The 19471-nt window shown below is 73.2% G+C and carries 17 protein-coding genes, 1 tRNA gene and 1 pseudogene; 10 read left to right on the forward strand and 9 right to left on the reverse strand.

Annotation, left to right across the window (positions count from 1 at the left end; all coding sequences use genetic code 11):
- Positions 1–225: 225 nt before the first annotated feature.
- On the reverse strand, positions 226–477 hold the full coding sequence (locus tag AB0H57_RS16040; RefSeq protein ID WP_357506969.1) for a hypothetical protein: 252 nt from the start codon (positions 475–477) through the stop codon (positions 226–228).
- Positions 478–1328: 851 nt separating this feature from the next.
- Between AB0H57_RS16040 and AB0H57_RS16045 the strand changes: the two genes are divergently transcribed.
- Positions 1329–1404: transfer RNA gene (locus AB0H57_RS16045), tRNA-Arg, on the forward strand.
- Positions 1405–2028: 624 nt separating this feature from the next.
- Positions 2029–4230 (forward strand): RNA polymerase recycling motor ATPase HelR, encoded by a 2202-nt coding sequence (gene helR / locus AB0H57_RS16050; RefSeq protein WP_357507130.1) that lies wholly within the window; start codon positions 2029–2031, stop codon positions 4228–4230.
- Positions 4231–5062: 832 nt separating this feature from the next.
- On the opposite strand, the gene AB0H57_RS16055 is transcribed toward helR, so the two are convergent.
- Positions 5063–5659 carry an ATP-dependent Clp protease proteolytic subunit gene (locus AB0H57_RS16055; RefSeq protein WP_357507132.1) on the reverse strand — a complete coding sequence of 199 codons (597 nt, stop codon included), beginning with the start codon at positions 5657–5659 and terminating at the stop codon, positions 5063–5065.
- Between the two features lie 131 nt (positions 5660–5790).
- Entirely contained in the window at positions 5791–6426 is a 636-nt protein-coding gene (locus tag AB0H57_RS16060) for a helix-turn-helix transcriptional regulator (RefSeq protein ID WP_357506971.1), read from the reverse strand.
- Positions 6427–6582: 156 nt separating this feature from the next.
- Here AB0H57_RS16060 and AB0H57_RS16065 point away from each other — a divergent pair, with 156 nt between their 5' ends.
- On the forward strand, positions 6583–7614 hold the full coding sequence (locus AB0H57_RS16065) for a potassium channel family protein (RefSeq protein WP_357506973.1): 1032 nt from the start codon (positions 6583–6585) through the stop codon (positions 7612–7614).
- Positions 7615–7696: 82 nt separating this feature from the next.
- On the opposite strand, the gene AB0H57_RS16070 is transcribed toward AB0H57_RS16065, so the two are convergent.
- The 3 genes from AB0H57_RS16070 to AB0H57_RS16080 all read right to left on the reverse strand — a co-directional run bounded on the left by AB0H57_RS16070 (position 7697) and on the right by AB0H57_RS16080 (position 12328).
- Positions 7697–8731 (reverse strand): 2-oxoacid:ferredoxin oxidoreductase subunit beta, encoded by a 1035-nt coding sequence (locus AB0H57_RS16070; protein ID WP_357506975.1) that lies wholly within the window; start codon positions 8729–8731, stop codon positions 7697–7699.
- Entirely contained in the window at positions 8724–10571 is a 1848-nt protein-coding gene (locus AB0H57_RS16075; protein ID WP_357506977.1) for a 2-oxoacid:acceptor oxidoreductase subunit alpha, read from the reverse strand. The genes AB0H57_RS16070 and AB0H57_RS16075 overlap by 8 nt, the downstream gene beginning before the upstream one ends.
- A gap of 284 nt (positions 10572–10855) precedes the next feature.
- Complete coding sequence (locus AB0H57_RS16080) at positions 10856–12328, reverse strand: hypothetical protein (RefSeq protein ID WP_357506979.1); 1473 nt, start codon at positions 12326–12328, stop codon at positions 10856–10858.
- Positions 12329–12460: 132 nt separating this feature from the next.
- Between AB0H57_RS16080 and AB0H57_RS16085 the strand changes: the two genes are divergently transcribed.
- On the forward strand, positions 12461–12838 hold the full coding sequence (locus AB0H57_RS16085) for an NADH-quinone oxidoreductase subunit A (RefSeq protein WP_357506981.1): 378 nt from the start codon (positions 12461–12463) through the stop codon (positions 12836–12838).
- A gap of 44 nt (positions 12839–12882) precedes the next feature.
- On the opposite strand, the gene folP is transcribed toward AB0H57_RS16085, so the two are convergent.
- Positions 12883–13752, reverse strand: a complete 870-nt coding sequence (gene folP, locus AB0H57_RS16090) for a dihydropteroate synthase (protein ID WP_357506983.1) — start codon at positions 13750–13752, stop codon at positions 12883–12885.
- 174 nt (positions 13753–13926) lie between these two features.
- Between folP and AB0H57_RS16095 the strand changes: the two are divergent.
- From AB0H57_RS16095 to AB0H57_RS16115, 5 genes and pseudogenes are all read left to right on the forward strand, one after another.
- Positions 13927–14277 (forward strand): annotated as a pseudogene (locus AB0H57_RS16095) (DivIVA domain-containing protein); the annotation flags it as partial.
- Positions 14278–14777: 500 nt separating this feature from the next.
- Complete coding sequence (locus tag AB0H57_RS16100) at positions 14778–15275, forward strand: SRPBCC family protein (RefSeq protein ID WP_357506985.1); 498 nt, start codon at positions 14778–14780, stop codon at positions 15273–15275.
- Positions 15276–15309: 34 nt separating this feature from the next.
- Positions 15310–15897 carry a DNA-3-methyladenine glycosylase I gene (locus tag AB0H57_RS16105; RefSeq protein ID WP_357506987.1) on the forward strand — a complete coding sequence of 196 codons (588 nt, stop codon included), beginning with the start codon at positions 15310–15312 and terminating at the stop codon, positions 15895–15897.
- A gap of 63 nt (positions 15898–15960) precedes the next feature.
- Entirely contained in the window at positions 15961–16605 is a 645-nt protein-coding gene (locus tag AB0H57_RS16110) for a hypothetical protein (RefSeq protein WP_357506989.1), read from the forward strand.
- A gap of 67 nt (positions 16606–16672) precedes the next feature.
- Positions 16673–17425 carry an SDR family NAD(P)-dependent oxidoreductase gene (locus AB0H57_RS16115; protein ID WP_357506991.1) on the forward strand — a complete coding sequence of 251 codons (753 nt, stop codon included), beginning with the start codon at positions 16673–16675 and terminating at the stop codon, positions 17423–17425.
- Positions 17426–17446: 21 nt separating this feature from the next.
- Here AB0H57_RS16115 and AB0H57_RS16120 read toward each other — a convergent pair whose 3' ends face one another.
- Positions 17447–18238: an enoyl-CoA hydratase-related protein gene (locus AB0H57_RS16120; protein ID WP_357506993.1), complete on the reverse strand. Its 792-nt coding sequence runs from the start codon at positions 18236–18238 to the stop codon at positions 17447–17449.
- Between the two features lie 3 nt (positions 18239–18241).
- Complete coding sequence (locus tag AB0H57_RS16125) at positions 18242–19060, reverse strand: PaaX family transcriptional regulator C-terminal domain-containing protein (protein ID WP_357506995.1); 819 nt, start codon at positions 19058–19060, stop codon at positions 18242–18244.
- 190 nt (positions 19061–19250) lie between these two features.
- Between AB0H57_RS16125 and AB0H57_RS16130 the strand changes: the two genes are divergently transcribed.
- Positions 19251–19418, forward strand: a complete 168-nt coding sequence (locus AB0H57_RS16130; protein ID WP_013283866.1) for a DUF3117 domain-containing protein — start codon at positions 19251–19253, stop codon at positions 19416–19418.
- Positions 19419–19471 lie beyond the last annotated feature (53 nt).

Genomic DNA, 19471 nt, shown 5'->3' on the forward strand with positions numbered 1-19471 from the left:
TGTGTCCCTGGAGCATCGGCCGGATCACCGCTGCCGCCTTGGTCCTGCTCCACATCGACCACGACCGCACAACGTGATCACCCAACGCCACCAACCGTTACTCGGAAAGGCTCAGTGAGTAGCTGCGATTGCGGCTAACGGATGCCCTCCATTTGACCTTGGTTACGCCCCACCCGCGAACGTATCGTGTCCTGCTGAAGCTCTTCATTCTGGAGACGCTTCGAGTTAAACGGGCTCCGGGAATGAGTGCGCCTGCCACATCAGCAGCCGCTCCAGCAGCTGCTTGCCAGCCACTTGAGCGGCGAGCCGTACCTCGCCGAGTCCCATGCCGCTGCCGGCGAGGAGGGCGAGCAGCAGGTATCCGCCGCCGACCGCCGCGCCGGCCGCGGCAGCGATGACGATCCGCCGCCCGTCAGCGGCCATGGCCGCCTCGGCACCGAGGATGGCGAAGACCGCCGCTGCCGCTATGGCGATCACCAGAGTGGGCAGACGGCGCACGGCGATGTCGACGGCCGCGAGCGGCGCCTTCGAGAGGCACCGGCGCCTGCGGGCATATCGTCGCTAACCCGACACCCGGCCGCCGGTTTGCTCTGCTTTCAGCCCATTGGTGCTTACTGAAGGGCGCTCACGGTCGCGGGGCGGGTGAGGGTATCGCTGTTGCGCAGGTGGCCAGGGTCATCAGCGCCTGCTGCGGCGCGGGCAGCCGACGCCAACGGCCGCGCAGCGCGCGGTGGCGGCTGCTGATCAGCTCGGACGGCGGGTCAGGCTGCGCGTGGACAGCGGGATGCTGGCAGAACAGTTCAGCAACGAAGCTCCCGTGCTGGGCGGTGCGTCTTGGTCGACTACTGTCCTACCGCGAGCTTCGTCCTCCTGGAACACCGACACGCCGCTGCGGGCCTGCTCAGGCCCCCTTTGATCACGATGAGGCTCACCGTCGGCGCAGTCGCCACCTGGCCCGAGTGCCATTGCCCTGGTTGTCCGCCGCGGCGCGCACGGCCAGATCAGTGTGGGCGCGCCAAACTACCTCGACGACCTGCTCGCCGGAGATTGCCGCCGAGCCACACTCCTGCCTGCTGGCGGGCCCCTGGCGGGGCAGCGTAGTCATGACCCTCGATGATGTGCGCAGTGTGTGCTCTCCAACGGATGCCAACGGGGGGCAACCGGTGCCAACGCGGGTCACCGCAGCCGACCGCCGGTCGCAAACCGGGGTTCGTGTGCTCGGGGTGTGCTCCTGGGCTGGGAGAACGGTGGTCCGGGGAACGTGGGTGAACGTGGGCCACTCCCTGCCACCCCAGGTGAACGCCCAGGTCGCTAGACTGGGCCCTCGCGCCCTCGTAGCTCAGGGGATAGAGCAACGGTTTCCTAAACCGTGTGTCGCAGGTTCGAATCCTGCCGGGGGCACCAGGTCACACCTTTGATCAACAATCACGTCCGGCCGTTCGGTCAGCGTCGCCCGGTGCCCGACGAGGTGCTTCCCTGGCTGCCTCCAGTGCCGCCTCGGGGCGACAGCCCGACTGGCGGGCCAAGCGCCAGGCCGGCTCCGACGGGCCAGCCATCGGCGAGTAGCCGGCGGGCACGGGCGGCGCGCGACGCAAGCCGATTGAGCAGGCTTCACGCGCCTGGATGACGTCCGGCCGCATGGAGGTCTTCCTGCTCTGGCATGTGCGGTCGCTCGACGGGCGGCCGCAACCCATCTGGACGAAGCCGGCGAGCTGGTCTGGGACCAGGGCGGAGTGTGACGCCGGACGCGTGAGCCGAGGTGCGGACGCGGCAAGCCAGGGCGCCGCCGGGCTTCCGCGAGGAACCGGACTGCTTCTACGTCGCGGGCTACCCGCTCGGCCACGACGAGTGGAGCGAGGGCTTCGCATCAAAAAGGCAGGGGAAAATCCCTGCCACTCTTAACGTATAGCGCGACCGGGGGCTTGTGGCAAGGCCCCGGTTCTGGCGCACAATCGTCGGCCGAAGCGCAGAATCTACGCAAATGGGGGACGCGAGATGCGCGAGATGCGCGAGTTGCCGACGTACGACATGACCAAGAGTGCGTTCGACCTTCCCGGCCGCCTCGCCGCCAAGGCCGACCCGGCATTGATCGCCGCCGACGAGCGGCACTTCGCGGCCGTCGCGGAGAGCCTCCAGCGGTCGATCGCCGACCTGTCCGACCGGCTCGACGCCGCCCGCCGGGAGGCTGGCGGCAAGGGCCGCCGGGCGCTGGACCGGGACCAGGAGGTCCGCCGGCTGACCACTCGGCTGCGCGCCCTGCGTCGCTTCGGGTTGGACGTGTGCCTCGGGCGCATGGTCGCGGACGGCGAGGAGCCCGTGTACGTCGGTCGATTCGGCCTCATCGACGGCGCCGGCCGCCGGTTGCTGCTCGACTGGCGTACCCCGGCGGCTGAGCCGTTCTTCGGTGCGACGCACGCCAACCCGATGGGCCTGACCAGCCGCCGCAGGTATCGCTGGACCCGGGGCCGGATCAGCGACTACTGGGACGAGGTGTTCACGGCGGACGGGCTGGTCGGGCACGCCGCGCTCGACGACCAGTCCGCCTTCATCGCCAGCCTGGGCGGCTCGCGGTCGCACCGGATGCGGGACGTGCTCGGCACCATCCAGGCCGACCAGGACGCGATCATCCGCGCCGGGTCGAGCGGCGCGCTCGTCGTCGACGGCGGTCCGGGTACGGGGAAGACGGTCGTCGCCCTGCACCGCACCGCGTACCTCCGCTACGCCGATCCTCGGCTGGGCCGCCGCCGTGGTGCGGTGCTGTTCGTGGGCCCGCACCAGCCCTACCTGGCGTACGTCTCCGATGTCCTGCCCAGCCTCGGGGAGGAGGACGTGCAGATCTGCACCCTGCGGGACCTCGTCCCGGAGGGGGCCACGGCGGGGGTCGAGACCGACCCGGACGTGGCCCGGTTGAAGTCGTCCGCGGACCTGGTGCGGGCCGTCGAGGCGGCCGTCCGGTTCTACGAGGAGCCGCCGGCCAGGGGCATGACGGTCCCGACCGACGACTCGGACATCTGGTTGAGTGCCGGCGACTGGGCCGAGGCGTTCCAGGCGCCGGGCCCCGGCACCCCGCACAACGAGGCGCGCGACGAGATCTGGGCGGAACTGCTCACCATCCTGGTCGACAAGTACTCCGGCGACGAACCGGCGGAGCTGGTCCGCCGGTCGCTGCTGCGCGACCGCGAGCTGGCCACCGCGTTCAGCCGGGCCTGGCCGCTGCTCGACCCGACCGACCTCGTCGCCGATCTCTGGTCGGTTCCCGCGTACCTGCGTCGGTGCGCCCCCTGGCTCACGGTCGACGAGATCCGGAAGCTGCAACGCGACGACCCCCGGGCCTGGACGGTGGCCGACCTGCCGCTGCTGGACGCGGCGCGTCAGCGGCTCGGCGACCGGGAGGCGTCCGCACGCCGGCGCCGCCACGAGGCAGCCGTCGCCGCCGAACGCGCCCGGATGGCCACGGTCGTCGACGACCTGATCGAGGCCGACGCGTACGACGACGGGGAGGGGGTGCTGACGATGCTGCACGGACAGGACCTGCGGGACGCCCTGGTCGACGAGGACGCACTGCTCCACACCGACCCGGACCGGCTCGCCGGCCCGTTCGCGCACATCGTGGTGGACGAGGCCCAGGAGTTGACCGACGCGCAGTGGCAGATGCTGCTGCTCCGCTGCCCGTCGCGCAGCTTCACCATCGTCGGGGACCGCGCCCAGGCCCGGCACGGGTTCCCGGAGTCGTGGCAGGAACGGCTCGCCCGGGTCGGGTTCGACCGGATCAGCCTGGCCTCCCTGGGCATCAACTACCGGACGCCGAAGCAGGTCATGGCGGAGGCCGAGCCGGTCATCCGGGCCGTGCTGCCGGACGCCAACGTGCCGACGTCCGTCCGCGACGGCGAGGTGCCCGTCGGGCACGGGTCCGCGTCGGAGCTGGGCCGGATCCTCGACGACTGGCTCGCCGCGCACCCCGAGGGGACGGCGTGTGTCATCGGCGATCCCACGTTCCGCGAGACGGCCCGGGTCCGCTCGCTGACTCCCGAGCTGGCGAAGGGGCTCGAGTTCGACCTGGTCGTCCTCGTCGACCCCGAGGCGTTCGGCACCGGTGTCGAGGGCGCAGTCGACCGCTACGTGGCGATGACCCGGGCCACCCGGCAACTCGTCGTCCTCACCTCTGACCTCGTGGCCGGCCGCACACCACCTGGGCCGGCGGGGCCGGGGCCGTCCGGTCGCTGCCGCTGAGCGACTTCTACCTGGCCCGGCCCACGGACAGCGCCAAGCGGATCAACCAGGAACTGTCCCGTCCCGGCCGGCACCTGCTGCTCACCCCCGGCGTCTACCACCTGGACCGGGCGCTGCGGGTCAAGCACCCGGACACCGTCGTGCTCGGCCTGGGCATGCCCAGCCTGGCGCCCGCCACCGGGGACGCCGCGCTGCGGATCGAGGACGTGCCCGGGGTGCGGATCGCCGGGGTGCTGGTCGACGCCGGCCCGGTCGAGTCCGAGGTGCTGGTCGAGGTGGGCCGGGAACACGGGCGGCGCACCGCCGCCGGCAACCCGACCTCGCTGCACGACGTCTTCTTCCGGATCGGCGGACCGTGGGTCGGCCGGGCCCGGACCAGCCTGGTCGTCAACAGCGACCACACCATCGTGGACAACATCTGGGCGTGGCGTGGCGACCACGGCGACGGCATCGGCTGGGATGCCAACACCGCCACCACCGGCGTGGTGGTCAACGGCGACGACGTGACCGCGTACGGGCTCTTCGTCGAGCACTACCAGCGGTACCAGACGGTGTGGAACGGCGAGCGCGGGCGGACCGTCTTCTACCAGAGCGAGCTGCCCTACGACCCGCCGAGCCAGGCCGCCTGGTCCGGCCCGAACGGCCGGGGCTGGGCCTCGTACCAGGTCGCCGATCACGTGCGCCGGCACGAGGCGTGGGGACTCGGCGTCTACTCGTACTTCAACCAGGGGGTCGACATCCGCTGCGACCGGGCGATCGAGGTGCCGCACCGGCCGGCGGGTCCTCCCCGCCGGCCGCCCTCCGGCGCCGGCCCCCCGTGCCGGCCGGCCGGTCAGCGACCGATCTCGACGGCCGAGCTGATCACCTGGTCGATCAGGCCGTACTCGCGGGCCTGCTCGGCGGTGAACCAGCGATCCCGGTCCGAGTCGCGCTGGATCTCCTCGAACGTACGGCCGCTGTGCCGGGCGATCAGCTCCTGCATGGTCCGCTTGACGTGCAGCATGTTCTCGGCCTGGATGGTGATGTCCGCGACGGTGCCCCCGAAGCCGCCGGATGGCTGGTGCATCATGATCCGCGAGTGGGGCAGCGCGAACCGCTTGCCCGCCGCGCCCGCGCAGAGCAGGAACTGCCCCATCGAGCCGGCCAGCCCCAGCGCCAGGGTCGCCACGTCGTTCTTCACATAGCGCATGGTGTCGTAGACGGCCATCCCCGCCGTGACCGAGCCGCCCGGCGAGTTGATGTAGAGCGTGATGTCGCGGTCGCTGTCCTCCGCCGCGAGCAGCAGGATCTGGGCGCAGATCTGGTTCGCCGACCCGTCGGTGACCTCGGTGCCGAGAAAGACGATGCGTTCCCGCAGCAGCCGCTCGAACACCTGGTCACCGAAGGACGGCTGGCCACCGTCCAACATCCGTACGCCGTTGTCGAACATCACGACCGCCCTCCGCGCCGGCGGGCGACCTACGCCGCCCCGGGACCGGCCCCTCCAGCCTGCGGCGCGGTGTGGCCAGGGCCCCAGCGGTTCTGCCGGGGGCAGATCCGCCGTGGGCAGAACCGCGCCGGCTATCCGGCGGTCAGCCGCCGCCGGCGCGCCCGGGCCCGCCGCCGGGCCAGCACCGCCGACGTACGCGGACCGGTGCGCCCGGCCGGCGCGGAGGCGGTCAGCCACACCCGCAGCCCGGCCCCGCCCACCGGCGAGCCGAGCCGCGCCGCCGGCGGGGCGCCGAGCGGGTCCCCGATGCGGGGCAGCGCGGCCACCACGTGCGGCAGCGCGGCACCCACCTGCGGCGCCGGCGCGGTCGGGCGGGCGAGGTGCTGCCGGGGCGCAGGGGCATGGAAGCCGACCCGTACGCCGGGCCCGGCCGGCTGGCGGCCGGCCGGCACGTTCGCGCCGGCGACCGGCTGGCGGGCAGCCCACGGCTCCGGTCGCCCCGCGCCGGCCCGCGGCGCGGCCGGGATGCGCGGCTCCACCCGGCGCAGGTCGTTGCGGGCCTCTTCGAGCAGGTCGGAGAGGTTGATCCCGAGGGCGCGGCAGATCGCGGCGAGCACCTCGGAGGAGGCCTCCTTGCGACCGCGTTCGACCTCGGAGAGGTAGGGCAGCGAGACGCCGGCGGCCTCGGCCACCTCGCGCAGCGTGCGGCGCTGCCGCAGCCTGATCCGCCGCAGCACCCCGCCGATCACCCGTCGCAGCAACGACATGCGGACCTCGCTCTCGCGCCTCGACCTCGCCGACCTCACCATCATGCCCCGCCCCGGTCGGCCGCGTCGGCCCCGGTCGGCGACCCCGCCGTGCGGAATCCTCGGCACGGGCTATGTTGTGCTCGTGCAGGTGACGGTGGCGGGGTGGGTCCGAGAGTGATCCATTTTCCCGCGCAACGGCGGGGGCCGCTGAGCGCGCTGAGTCTGCGCCTGCTCGCCGCCCTGGGTCTGGTGTTCCTCGCGGTCGGCGTGGTCTGGATCGGCCGGGACGGCTACCGCGACGTCAACGAGGACGGCCTGACCCTCCTCGACTGCTTCTACTACGCGGTGGTGTCGCTCTCCACCACCGGGTACGGCGACATCACCCCGGTGTCCCAGTCGGCCCGGCTGGCGAACGTCCTGCTCATCACGCCCGCCCGGGTGATCTTCCTGATCATCCTGGTCGGCACCACCCTGGAAGTGCTGACCGAGCAGTACCGGACCGGCCGTCGCCTGTCGCGGTGGAGGAGGACCGTGAAGGATCACGTCATCATCTGCGGCTACGGCACCAAGGGCCGTAGCGCGGTCACCGCCCTGCTGGAGAACGGTCTCGACAAGTCGCGGATCGTGGTGGTGGAGCGCAACGGCGCGGCGCTGCGGCAGGCCACCTCGGCCGGCCTGGTGGCGATCGAGGGCTCGGCGACCCGCTCCACGGTGCTGGAGGAGGCGCACGTCCGTACCGCCAAGTCGGTGATCATCGCGACCGACAGCGACGACGCGTCGGTGCTGGTGGCGCTGACCGTCCGGCAGCTCACCGCCGGCCAGGTCCGGATCATCGCGGCGGTCCGCGAGGCGGAGAACGCCCCGTTGCTGCGGCAGAGCGGCGCGCACCACGTGATCGTCTCGTCGGCCACCGCGGGCCGGCTGCTCGGTCTCTCCACCTCGGCGCCGCCCCTGATCGACGTGGTGGAGGACCTGCTCACCCCGGGTCAGGGCATGGCGCTGGCGATGCGTTCGGCCGAACGGCACGAGGTGGGCAGGTCTCCACGCGAGCTGGAGTCGCTGGTGATCGCGCTGGTCCGGCGGGGCAAGGTGGTCACCCTGGCGGACCGGGCCGGCGCGGTCATCGAGACCGGCGACATGCTGGTCCACGTTCGTGACGACCGCCCGACCGCGTCCGCCACCACCACATCTTCCCCTCGCGCCTGACCCCCTGCTGCACGGAGAGAGTGGGCCACTCCCGCGGGAGTGGCCCACTCTTCGTCGTTGTCCGGATCTTGTTGCGGGTGGATCAGCCGATGGTCCAGGTGTCGCCGGTGGCGAGCAGGGCGGCGAGTTGCTGCTCGGGGGTCTCGGTGACCTTGGCCCTCGCGGTGGCCACCTGCTCCTGCACCACGCCGTCGTAGGACGGGCGGTCGACGTTCCGGAACACCCCGATCGGGGTGTTGCGCAGGTCCAGCCCGGGCAGCCGGGACAGCGCGAAGGCGTACGCCGGGTCGGCGACCGTGGCGTCGTGCACCACGATCTCCTCCGCCGCGGTGGTGGCCGTCTCCCGGACCTCCAGGCCGAAGCCGCCCGGGGGGTGGACGACGCAGAACTGGCCGTCCTTGCCGAAGGTGATCGGCTGCCCGTGCTCCAGCCGGATCAGGAAGTCGTCCCGGGTGGCCGGCTCCTTCAGCGTCTCGAACGCGCCGTCGTTGAAGATGTTGCAGTTCTGGTAGATCTCCACGAACGCCGAGCCCTGGTGCTCGGCGGCGGCCCGCAGCACCGACTGGAGGTGCTTGCGGTCCGAGTCGATGGTGCGGCCGACGAAGGTCGCCTCCGCGCCCAGCGCCAGCGAGAGCGGGTTGAACGGGGCGTCCGCCGAGCCGACCGGGGTCGACTTGGTGATCTTTCCGACCTCGGAGGTCGGAGAGTACTGCCCCTTGGTCAGGCCGTAGATCCGGTTGTTGAAGAGCAGGATCTTCAGGTTGACGTTGCGGCGCAGCGCGTGGATCAGGTGGTTGCCGCCGATCGACAGCGCGTCGCCGTCACCGGTGACCACCCAGACCGACAGGTCCGGCCGGGACACCGACAGGCCGGTGGCGATCGCCGGCGCGCGGCCGTGGATCGAGTGCATCCCGTACGTGTTCATGTAGTACGGGAAGCGCGACGAGCAGCCGATCCCGGAGACGAAGACGATGTTCTCCCGGGGGATGTTCAGCTCCGGCATGAACTGCTGGACGGCGGCCAGGATCGCGTAGTCGCCGCAGCCGGGGCACCAGCGCACCTCCTGGTCGGACTTGAAGTCCTTGGCGGTGAGCTTGAGGGCGACGGGCTCAGACATTCTTCAGGACCTCTTCCAGCATCGTCTCCAGCTCGGCGGCGGTGAACGGCAGGCCGCGGACCTGGTTGTAGCCGATCGCGTCGACCAGGTACCGCGCCCGGATCACGTGGGCGAGCTGGCCGAGGTTCATCTCGGGGATGACCACCCGGTCGTAGGAGCGGAGCACCTCGCCCAGGTTGGCCGGCATCGGGGCCAGGTGGCGCAGGTGCGCCTGGGCGACGGCGAGCCCGCGTTGGCGCAGCCCCCGGCAGGCGGCCCCGATCGGCCCGTACGTGGAGCCCCAGCCGAGCACCAGCACCCGGGCGTCGCCGTCCGGATCCTCCACCTCGATGTCCGGCACCGGGATGGTCTCGATCCGGGCCGCCCGGGTACGCACCATGAAGTCGTGGTTCGCCGGGTCGTACGAGATGTCGCCGGTCTTGTCGGCCTTCTCCAGGCCACCGATCCGGTGCTCCAACCCGGGCGTGCCCGGGACGGCCCACGGCCGGGCCAGCGTCTCCGGGTCGCGCAGGTACGGCAGGAAGGTGGTGCCGTCCTCGCCGTTGGGCGCGCTGGCGAACTCGACCCGCAGGTCGGGCAGGGAGGCCACGTCGGGCAGCAGCCACGGCTCGGAGCCGCTGGCGATGTAGTTGTCCGACAGCAGGATCACCGGGGTGCGGTAGGTCAGCGCGATCCGCGCCGCCTCGATGGCCGCGTGGAAGCAGTCCGACGGGGACTTCGGCGCGATCACCGCGACCGGCGCCTCGCCGTGCCGGCCGTACAGGGCCAGGTTCAGGTCGGCCTGCTCGGTCTTGGTGGGCATGCCGGTGGACGGCCCGGCCCGCTGCACGTCCACGATGACCAGCGGCAGCTCCAGCGCCACCGCGAGCGAGATGGTCTCGCTCTTGAGCGCCACGCCCGGACCGCTGGTGGTGGTGACCCCGAGCGAGCCGCCGTACGAGGCGCCCAGGGCGGCGCCCACCGCGGCGATCTCGTCCTCGGCCTGCATCGTGATCACGCCGAACTTCTTGTGCTTGCTCAGCTCGTGCAGGATGTCCGACGCCGGGGTGATCGGGTACGCGCCGAGGAAGACCGGCAGCCCGGAGCGGACCCCGGCGGCGACCAGGCCCAGCGACAGGGCGGCGTTGCCGGTGATGTTCCGGTACGTCCCAGCCGGCATCTTCGCCGGCTTGACCTCGTACCGGACGGCGAAGTCCTCGGTGGTCTCGCCGAAGTTCCAGCCCGCCTTGAAGGCGGCCACGTTCGCGGCCACCAGCTCGGGCCGGGCGGCGAACTTGCGCTCCAGGAACCGGAGGGTGGAGTCGTACGGCCGGGAGTACATCCAGGAGAGCAGGCCGAGGGCGAACATGTTCTTGGCCCGCTCGGCGTCCTTCTTGGACACGTCCTGCTCGGCCAGCGCCCCGACCGTCATCGAGGTCAGCGCCACCGGGTGCACCACGTAGCCGGCGAGCGAGTCGTCGTCCAGTGGGCTGCTCGCGTAGCCCACCTTGGCCAGGTTGCGCCGGGTGAACTCGTCGGTGTTGACGATAATGTCCGCGCCGCGCGGCAGGTCGGCCAGGTTGGCCTTGAGCGCGGCCGGGTTCATCGCCACCAGCACGTTGGGCGCGTCGCCGGGGGTGAGGATGTCGTAGTCGGCGAAGTGCACCTGGAAGCTGGACACACCCGGCAGGGTCCCGGCGGGGGCGCGGATCTCCGCCGGGAAGTTCGGCAACGTGGAGATGTCGTTGCCCAGTTGCGCTGTCTCGGAGGTGAACCGGTCGCCGGTCAACTGCATGCCGTCGCCGGAGTCGCCGGCGAACCGGATGACCACCCGGTCCAGTTGACGGATCTGCTTGGTCACGCCTGCACCTCGTTTCGTCCAGCGCCTTCTCGGGGGCGGCTGAACATGATGGTGACCCCGCCGTGCCCCGCCACGTGACCTCCCTGACGCGCCGCTGCGCCCGGCCCACGGATGGCTGGTCCGGCCCGCTTGGTTTCTCAGTCAGAGCCTACGTCGAATGGCCGGGGCGACTCCGCCGGAGGCCCGACGTACGGGACAGGTTCGCACGATGGAATATGCCGATTCGCGACGTTTGCCGCCACCCGCCGTAATCCAGATCACGCTCCCGGTGGCGAACCCCGGCCTCAGTCGGTGGAACCCGGCGCCGGCGCGGCCGGCGGATCGGTGAACCGCCGGCGCAGCGACGTGGTGGCCAACCCGAGGGCGAGGACCACCAGCAGGCCGGAGACCGTGACCAGCAGGACGGCGGTGTGCCGTACCGACAGGCCGCCGCCGTCGGCGCCGCGTTGCCCGGCCGCGGCCAGCACGCCCTGCGAGCCGGTCGGCGCGACCCTGGCGACCGGCGGCGTGGTCAGGGCCGCGGCGGCGGTGATCCGGAAGCTCATCTGCATCATCCGGGACGGCCCGTTGCGCGGGTCGAGCAGGCCGGAGACCGCGCCGGCCAGCGGGCTCTGCCGCTGCGCCGCCGGGGTCGCGGCCACGGTGAACCGCAGCTCGACGCTGCTGCCGGCGGCCACCGGCCCGGCGTCGCACCGGGCACGCCCATCCGGCTGCGCCGTGCAGCCGGCCGGCAGGTCCGGCACGGTCACCCCGGCGGGCAGGGTCAGCTCGATCCGCCCCCGCGCGTCCACCCGACCGGTGTTGCGCAGCCGGACGGCGAGCGTGCTCGGGGCGCCGGTGATGTCGAAGGCCAGCGGATCGGCGTGCAGCGAGATGCCGGGCACCGGCGGGCCGGGCGGGAAGAGCACCGCGAAGCCCTCGTCGTCGGCGGCCGTGCCGCTCGCCGACGGGGAGTACGCGGTGACCCGTACCGAGCCGCTGAGCGGCATCCGGCGCCAGGCGTCGCCGTTGACCCGTACCCGGACCAGGGTGCTGAACCGGGCGCCGGGCGCGGCCGTCCACTCCCCGCAGCGGTAGGTGCGGGTGCCCACCGGGGCGCACCCCGGGGTGCCGGCGCCGTCCAGTCCCAGCGGCAGCGTGTAGCCGAGCCGGACCTGCTCGGTGAGCGTGCCGGTGTTGGCCACGGTGACCCGCAGGGTGGCCGGCGTGCTGCGGGCGTTCCAGTACCCGTCGTCCAGCACCAAGTCCTCGGTGGTCACCCGGACGCCCAGCTCGCCGCGCGGCGGTTGCGCCGGGGCCGGCGGGCCGGCGGGCGGCGCGGCCGGCGGCGGTGGCGGCGGTGACGGCACCGGGTCCTTCGCGGTCGGCGAGGTGGTGGAGGGCGCCGGCCGGCCGGGGGAGGGAGCGGTGGTGGTCGGTGTCGGGGCGGTGGTGGTGGGTGCCGGCGGGGTGGTCTCCGGTGGCGGGCTCACCGTGGGCGGGGCGCTGGTCGGCACCGGGTCGGTGGTGACGGTCGGCTCCGGGGTGGGGTCGTCGCCGCCCGGTTCGGTGGTCGGGTCTGGCGGTGCCACGCTCAGACCGGCGGCCACGGCGGCCACGGCGGCCACGGCGGCGCTGTGGTGGACCGGCGCGGCCGACGCGGGGCCGGGCAGCGCGGCGGCGGCCAGCACGCCGGCGGCGGCGAGGGCGACCGCGAGCGCCGGTCCGCTGCGCCGACCGGCGCGGCCGACCTGGCGTACGTCGTCGTCGCGCGCCATCTGACCTCCGTGACTCTGGGTGAAGATGTTTATCGTCGGTAACAGTTGTCTCAGATCACTAGTGCCCGGATGGAAACAAATGCGTAACAGGTCCGGGCTGCTGCGCGTTCCGGCACGGTAGGCTGACCCACCGTGACCGGTTACCTGGGCTCTTACCTGACGCTCGGGCTGTTGCTGCTCGCCGGCGTCGCCTTCTTCGGTATGGCGTTCTCGGCCAATCGGTTGTTACGTCCTGCCCGACCGGCCGAACCCGTCGGCAAACGGGCGAGCTATGAATGCGGCCTCGACCCGGTCGGCGGCGACTGGGCCCAGGTGCAGATCCGTTACTACGTGTATGCCTTCTTCTACGTCTTGTTCGCCGTGGAGGCGGTCTTCCTCTTTCCGTGGGCGGTGGTCTTCGACCGGCCCGGGTTCGGGGTGGTGACCGTGGTCGAGATGGCGGTCTTCGTGGGCGTGCTGGCCCTCGGCATCCTCTACGCGTGGCGCAAGAACGTGCTCCGCTGGAGTTGACCCCCACCACCTGTTAGGAGGGCTTAACAGGTGTGGGGGGACAGTCAGGCGAGGCCACGTCGGGTGGCCGCGGGCGGGCGGTCGCCCCGGATCGAGGCCACCATGTCGAGCACCCGCCGGGTCGGCGCCACCTGGTGGGCGCGGAACACCCGGGCTCCCAGCCAGGCCGAGACCGCCGTCGCGGCGAGCGTGCCCTCCAGCCGCTCGGCCACCGGCAGGTCCAGCGTCTCGCCGATGAAGTCCTTGTTGGAGAGGGCGACGAGCAGCGGCCACCCGGTGTCGGCCAGCTCGCCGAGGCGGCGGGTGATCTCCAGCGAGTGGCGGGTGTTCTTGCCGAAGTCGTGTGCCGGGTCGATCAGGATGCCGTCCCGCCGTACGCCGAGCGAGACCGCGCGTTCGGCGAGCCCGGTCACCGTGGCCACCACGTCGGCCACCACGTCGTCGAAGGCGGCCCGGTGCGGCCGGGTACGCGGCGCCAGCCCGCCGGCGTGCGAGCAGACCAGCCCCGCGCCGGTCCGCGCGGCGACCCGGGCCAGCGCCGGGTCCGCCCCGGACCAGGTGTCGTTGAGCAGGTCCGCGCCGGCGGCGACCGCCTCGACCGCCACCTCGGCCCGCCAGGTGTCGATCGAGATGACCACGTCGGGAAAGGCGGCCCGGACGGCGGCGATGGTGTCCACGGTCCGGCGGATCTCCTCGGCCACGTCGACCTGTTCGCCCGGTCCGGCCTTCACCCCGCCGATGTCGATGATGCCGGCGCCCTCGGCCACCGCCCGCTCGACGGCCCGCAGGGCACTGTCCGCGGCGAACGTCGCGCCCCGGTCGAAGAACGAGTCCGGGGTGCGGTTGACGATCGCCATCACCACCAGCTCACCGGGGGCGAACGTCCGCCCACCCAGCCGCAGCGTCCCGGCCATGCCGCGCCTCCCGCCTCCCCGTCCGCCGTCGGCCACGCCGCCGGTGCCCCCGACGCTAACCGGTCCACCGCCGCCTCCCGCCGCCGGGCGGTTCCGGTGGCCGGACGGCACGACCCGGTACCGGAGCGGGTGGTGGGGTCGCTCCGGCGCGATCCGCATGCCACGATTCTCTCCATGGGTCAGGTTCTGCTCCTTCTGGTCGTCGCGCTGACCGTGGCGGCGGTGGTGTTCGGGGTGACCGTGCTGGTCTCCGGCCGCGATCCCGGCCTGGCGCCGGTCGAGCCGGACGGGCGCGCGGTCCCGCTGCCGGGCACCCGCCCGTTACGCGAGTCGGACGTCGGCGAGGTCCGCTTCGACACCGCGCTGCGGGGCTACCGGATGGCCCAGGTCGACCAGGCGCTGCGCAGGGCGGCGTACGACATCGGCTACAAAGCGGAGCTGATCGACGTGCTGGAGGCCGAGGTCACGGCGCTCCGCGAGGGGCGCACGGCGGATGCCGACGCGCTCCGGCAGGCCCGCGAGCAGGCGGTCGAGGCGGTTGCGGCCGAGTCGGGTTCAGCCGAGTCGGGTTCGGCCGACGCGGGTGTGCACGACACGGACGCGGTCGACACGGGCGCGGGCGAGGCGGGCGCGGGCGAGGCGGGCGCGGGCGAGGCGGGCGCGGGCGACGCGGCCCGGGTCACCGACCGGGCGAGCGACGGGCCCGGCGACGGCGACACCAGCGCCCCGACCACCACCAAGGCGACCACCACCGAGGCGACCAGCGCCGGGCCGGGCACCGCCGGGACGACCACCACCGGGGCGACCACCGAGAGGGCTGGCGCCGACCGGGCGACCGCCGTCGGCCCGGCCGAGCCCACGAGCGTGGCGGACCCGACCGAGGGCGAGTCGACCCGGGCGGCCGACCGGACCGCGGCCACGGCCGTGACGGACCCGACCGAGGAGGCGCCGACCCGGGCGGCGGCGCCGGACGACGCTCCGGAGGCGGCCGGGCGGCCCGGCGAGACGGTCCGGTCGGAGTCGGTGTGACCGGCCCGGAGGGCGGGGACGGCCTGCGCGAGGCCGCCCGGCCCGGGGCCGGCGAGGTGACCGCGACGGTGATCGTCGACGCGCCGGCCGAGCGGGTCTTCGCCGCGCTGACCGACTGGGAACGGCAGTCCGACTGGATCCCGTTCACCACCGTGCGGGTGGTCGAGGGTGACGGCGGCGAGGGCAGCCTGGTCGAGGCGGTCACCGCGGTCGGGCCCGCGGTGCTGCGGGACGAGATGCGGGTGGTCCGGGTGGACGCCCCGTACGAGGTCGGGGTGGTGCACTGCGGCCGGATGCTGCGCGGCCCGGGCGTGCTGCGCTGCACCCCGATGGCGCGAGACCGCACCCAGGTGGTCTGGCACGAGTGGTTCCACCTGCCGGGCGGCCCGGCGGGCCGGGTGGCCTGGCCGGTGCTCTGGCCGGGCTCGAAGTTCGGCCTCACCCAGGCGCTGCGCAAGTTCGGCCGCCTGGTGGAGCAGGGCCGCCTGCCCTGACCGGGTGTCGGTGCGGCCGCCTACCGTGTAGGACGTGACTGACCTGGTGATCGGTGCGGACGGGCTGGCCCGCTGCGGCTGGGGGGCGAGCACCCCCGACTACGCGGCGTACCACGACGAGGAGTGGGGCCGGCCGCTGCACGGCGACGACGCGCTCTACGAGCGGCTGACGCTGGAGGCGTTCCAGTCGGGGCTGTCCTGGCTGACCATCCTGCGCAAGCGACCGGCCTTCCGGCTGGCCTTCGACGAGTTCCGGATCGAGGCGGTGGCCGGCTACGGCGCGGCGGAGGTCGCCCGGCTGCTGTCCGACGCGGGGATCGTCCGCAACCGGGCCAAGATCGAGGCGGCGGTGGCCAACGCGCGGGCCGCGCTGGAGCTGCCCGCCGGGCTCTCCGCCCTGCTCTGGTCGTACGCGCCGCCGGCCCGGGCCGCCCGGCCGGAGTCGTTCGCGGCGGTGCCGGCGCTGACCCCCGAGTCCACCGCGCTGGCGAAGGCCCTGAAGAAGCGGGGCTTCCGCTTCGTCGGCCCGACCACCGCGTACGCGTTGATGCAGGCCACCGGGATGGTCGACGATCACCTGGCCGGCTGCCACGTGCCGGCGCCCGTGCCGAGCCGGGCGTGATCCGGGTGGCGTCGGGCCGACGTGCCGGGCGGGTCGCCGGCCGGCCGTGATGGGATTGCGGGCATGACCGACACCGACCACCGGATCACCGGTACGACGGACCCGGACGGCAGCGGCCCGACCGGCGCGGGTGCCTGGGCGGTGCTGCTGCCCCCCGGCCGGTACGAGGCGGAGCGGCTCGTCCACCACGACGTGCTGGAGCTCACCGGCCTGGCGGAGGCGGCCCTGCCCCGGCCCGGTGACCGGGTCGCGGTGCTGGCCGACGAGCCGCCCCGGCTGGTGGCGCTGGGCCGGGTGGGTCCGGCCGGCCGGGCGGGGCGCGCGGCCCCGGAGGACCCGGAGGACCCGGATTCCGAGTCGGGTCCGGTGGCGCTGCTGGTGACCTACACGCGGCGGGCCTTCGACGCGCCGGTGCCGGTCGCGGAGCTGCCCCTGGCCGGGCCGGTCAGCGCGCTGGACGAGGCGACCTTCCGACGGCTGGCCGACCGGCTGGGTCCGCCCCCGCGCCGCCGGTCCTGGCTGGTCAGCCTGGACCTGCCGATCGAGGCGGCCTCCCCGGCGGAGGCGGTCGGCCTGTTCTGGTCGTACGTCCAGGAGTTGGGCCCCCGCGAGCTGCCGGCCTTCGTCTCCCCGACCGGCGAGGAGCTGGCCATGCAGGCGTTCGTGCTGGGCGAGGTGGCCAACCAGGATCCCGAAGAGGACGACTGAGCCACCGGCCCCCGGTTACCGTGCGGGGGACGGCCGGCGGCCGCCGGCCCGCGCCGAGGGGGATCCGATGCGGTTCCAGGACAAGGTCGTGTTCGTCACCGGTGGCGCCTCCGGGCTCGGTGCCGCCACGGCCCGCCGGTTCGCCGCGGAGGGCGCCAAGGTGGTGGTCGCGGACATCAACCGGGACGGGGCCGAGCAGGTCGCGGCCGAACTGCCGGACGGCTGGGCGGTCGGGGTGGACACCGGCGAGGCGGCCTCGGTGGAGCAGGGCGTCGCGGACGCGATGCAGCGGTACGGCCGGCTCGACGTGATCTTCAACAACGCGGGCATCGACGGGCAGCAGCAGCCGCTGCACGAGATGGACGTGGCGAACTGGGAGCGGGTCCGCCGGATCAACGGCGACGGCGTCTTCCACGTGCTGAGGTACGGCATCGCGGCGCTGCTGCGGGGCGGCGGGGGCGCGGTGGTCAACACCTCGTCGACCACCGCGCTGGCCGCCCAGGAGAACATCTCCCCGTACACCTTCACCAAGGCCGGCATCATCGGCCTGACCCGCTCCGCGGCGATCGAGTACGCGGCCCGCGGCGTCCGGGTCAACGCGGTCGCGCCCACGGTGGTGCTGACCCCGTTGGTCGAGCACTTCATCGACAGCGCCCCGGACCCGGGCCAGCTGCGCCGGCAGATGGAGTCGTTCAACCCGAAGCCCGGCATCCCCACCCCGGACGACGTGGCCGGGGTGGTGCTCTTCCTCGCCTCGGACGACGCGGCCTGGATCACCGGCCACACCATCCCGATCGACGGCGGCTACGTGGCCCGCTGACCGGGCGCCCCGCGAGGGCGGTCAGTGGCCCTCGAAGACCGGCTTCCGCTTCTCGACGAAGGCCATGGTCGCCGCCCGGTGGTCGGCGGTGGCGCCGCAGATCGCCTGGGCCTGCGCCTCGGCGGCCAGCGCGTCGGCGAGGGTGCCGGCGTCGGCGATGGAGAGCTGCCGCTTGATCGCCGCGTACGCGACGGTCGGGCCGGCGGCGAGCCGGGCGGCCAGCTCCTGCGCGGCCGGCAGCACCCGCTCGTCGTCGTCGACCAGCGTGTTCAGCAGGCCCAGCCGGCCGGCCTCGTCGGCGGAGACCGGTTCGGCGAGCATCAGCAGCTCGACGGCCTTGGCGTGGCCGACCAGCCGGGGCAGCGTCCAGGAGGCGCCGGTGTCGGCGGCGAGCCCGACCCCGGCGAACGCCATCAGGAAGCGGGTCTTCGGGCCGCCGATCCGGAAGTCGGCCAGAAAGGCCAGCGAGGCGCCGGCGCCGGCGGCCATCCCCCGGACCGCCGCGACGACCGGTTTGGGCAGGTTCGCCAGCCGGGCCGCGATCGGGTTGTAGTGGGCGCGCACGGTGTCCAACGGGTTGGTCGCGCCGGTCTCCAGGGTCTGCACGTGCTCGCGCAGGTCCTGCCCCGCGCTGAACGAGCCGCCCGCCCCGGTGAGCACCACCGCCCGGCAGGAGCGGTCGGTCTCCAGCTCGGCCAGGGTGTCCCGGAGGGCCTCCTTGAGCGCCACGTCGAGCGAGTTCATCGCCGTGGGGCGGTTGAGGGTCAGGGTCACCACGGCGTCGGTGCGGTCGACGAGCAGCGGCTCGGTCACGTTCTAACGACCCTTCTGTCGGGCGGTCCGGTCGGCGGCGTCGAGGCACTGCTCGACGTACCGGTCAGCGGCCGGCCGGAGCCGGGCCGCGTGCCGGTCGAAGAAGCTGGCCGCGGCGGTGCCGGGCCAGCGCTCGGGCAGCAGCGCCGGGGGCAGCTGCGGGTCCCGGAAGAGGAAGGTACGCCACGCGTGCACCAGCCGGAACCGGGCGGCGTACGCCTCCTCGTCGCCGCTGCGCACGGTCACCCCGGACAGCAGCGGGCGCTGCTCGGCGACGAACCGCTCGTAGGCCTGCCCGATCTCGGCCAGGTCCCAGGCCCGGCGGACCACGCCCATCGCCCCCGCGGTGCCCGCGTGGTGGGCGGCGTTGAACCGCTCGTAGCGCACCCCCGCCTCGGTGAGCAGCACGTCCACGTCCTCGCCCGGACGGGTGGCCACCCAGGTCTGCTCGTCGAGGGTGCCGTAGCCGAGGTAGCTCAGGTTGGCGGCCAGCCGCTGCCGCTCCCGCCGGGTGGTGGGGGCCTGGAGGACCAGGAGGTCGAACCGGCCGTCCCAGCTGACCCGTCCGGTCCGGTAGATCCGGGCGGCTGCCTCGTCCAGTCGCCGGGCCGCTTTTGGTGTGATCGAATATCCGGGTCCGGAGGCCAACCGGAGCGGGTCGAGCCAGCCCTGGCGGACCATCCGGGAGACCGCGGTGCGCACCGCCGGAGGGGCGATCCCGAGCGGCGACAGCAGTTTGACCAGGGCGGCGACCGGTGCGCGGCCACCCCTCGGCCGGAGGTGGTCGCCGTACAGGTCGAAGAGTGCCGACCGTGCCTGCATGACCGCACATTGTGACAGGCCTTCTCAAGATAAGCTAGATGCTGTTACATCAATGCAGCTTCGGTTTGGGTCCGGCGGTGTTCATCAGGGAAAATCGTTGGTCGACACCCCCGCGAAGGCTGCGGCGGTTTACGACGAAGAGGCTGTGGGGCAACCCACCGACCCAGGTGTAGGTCTGAGGGGAGACAACATGGCGGCGATGAAGCCGCGGACGGGCGACGGTCCGCTGGAAGTCACCAAGGAGGGCCGCGGCATCGTCATGCGGGTCCCACTGGAGGGTGGTGGCCGGCTCGTCGTCGAGATGACTCCCGACGAGGCCACCGCGCTCGGCGACGCGCTGAAGGCAGCCGCCGGCTGATCGACGGCGCGTACCGGGCGGCAGCTGTGTCCGGGCGATTCGTCAATCCCTGA

Origin of the sequence: Micromonospora sp. NPDC050686, from assembly GCF_040654475.1 — a bacterium.
Taxonomy (GTDB): domain Bacteria; phylum Actinomycetota; class Actinomycetes; order Mycobacteriales; family Micromonosporaceae; genus Micromonospora.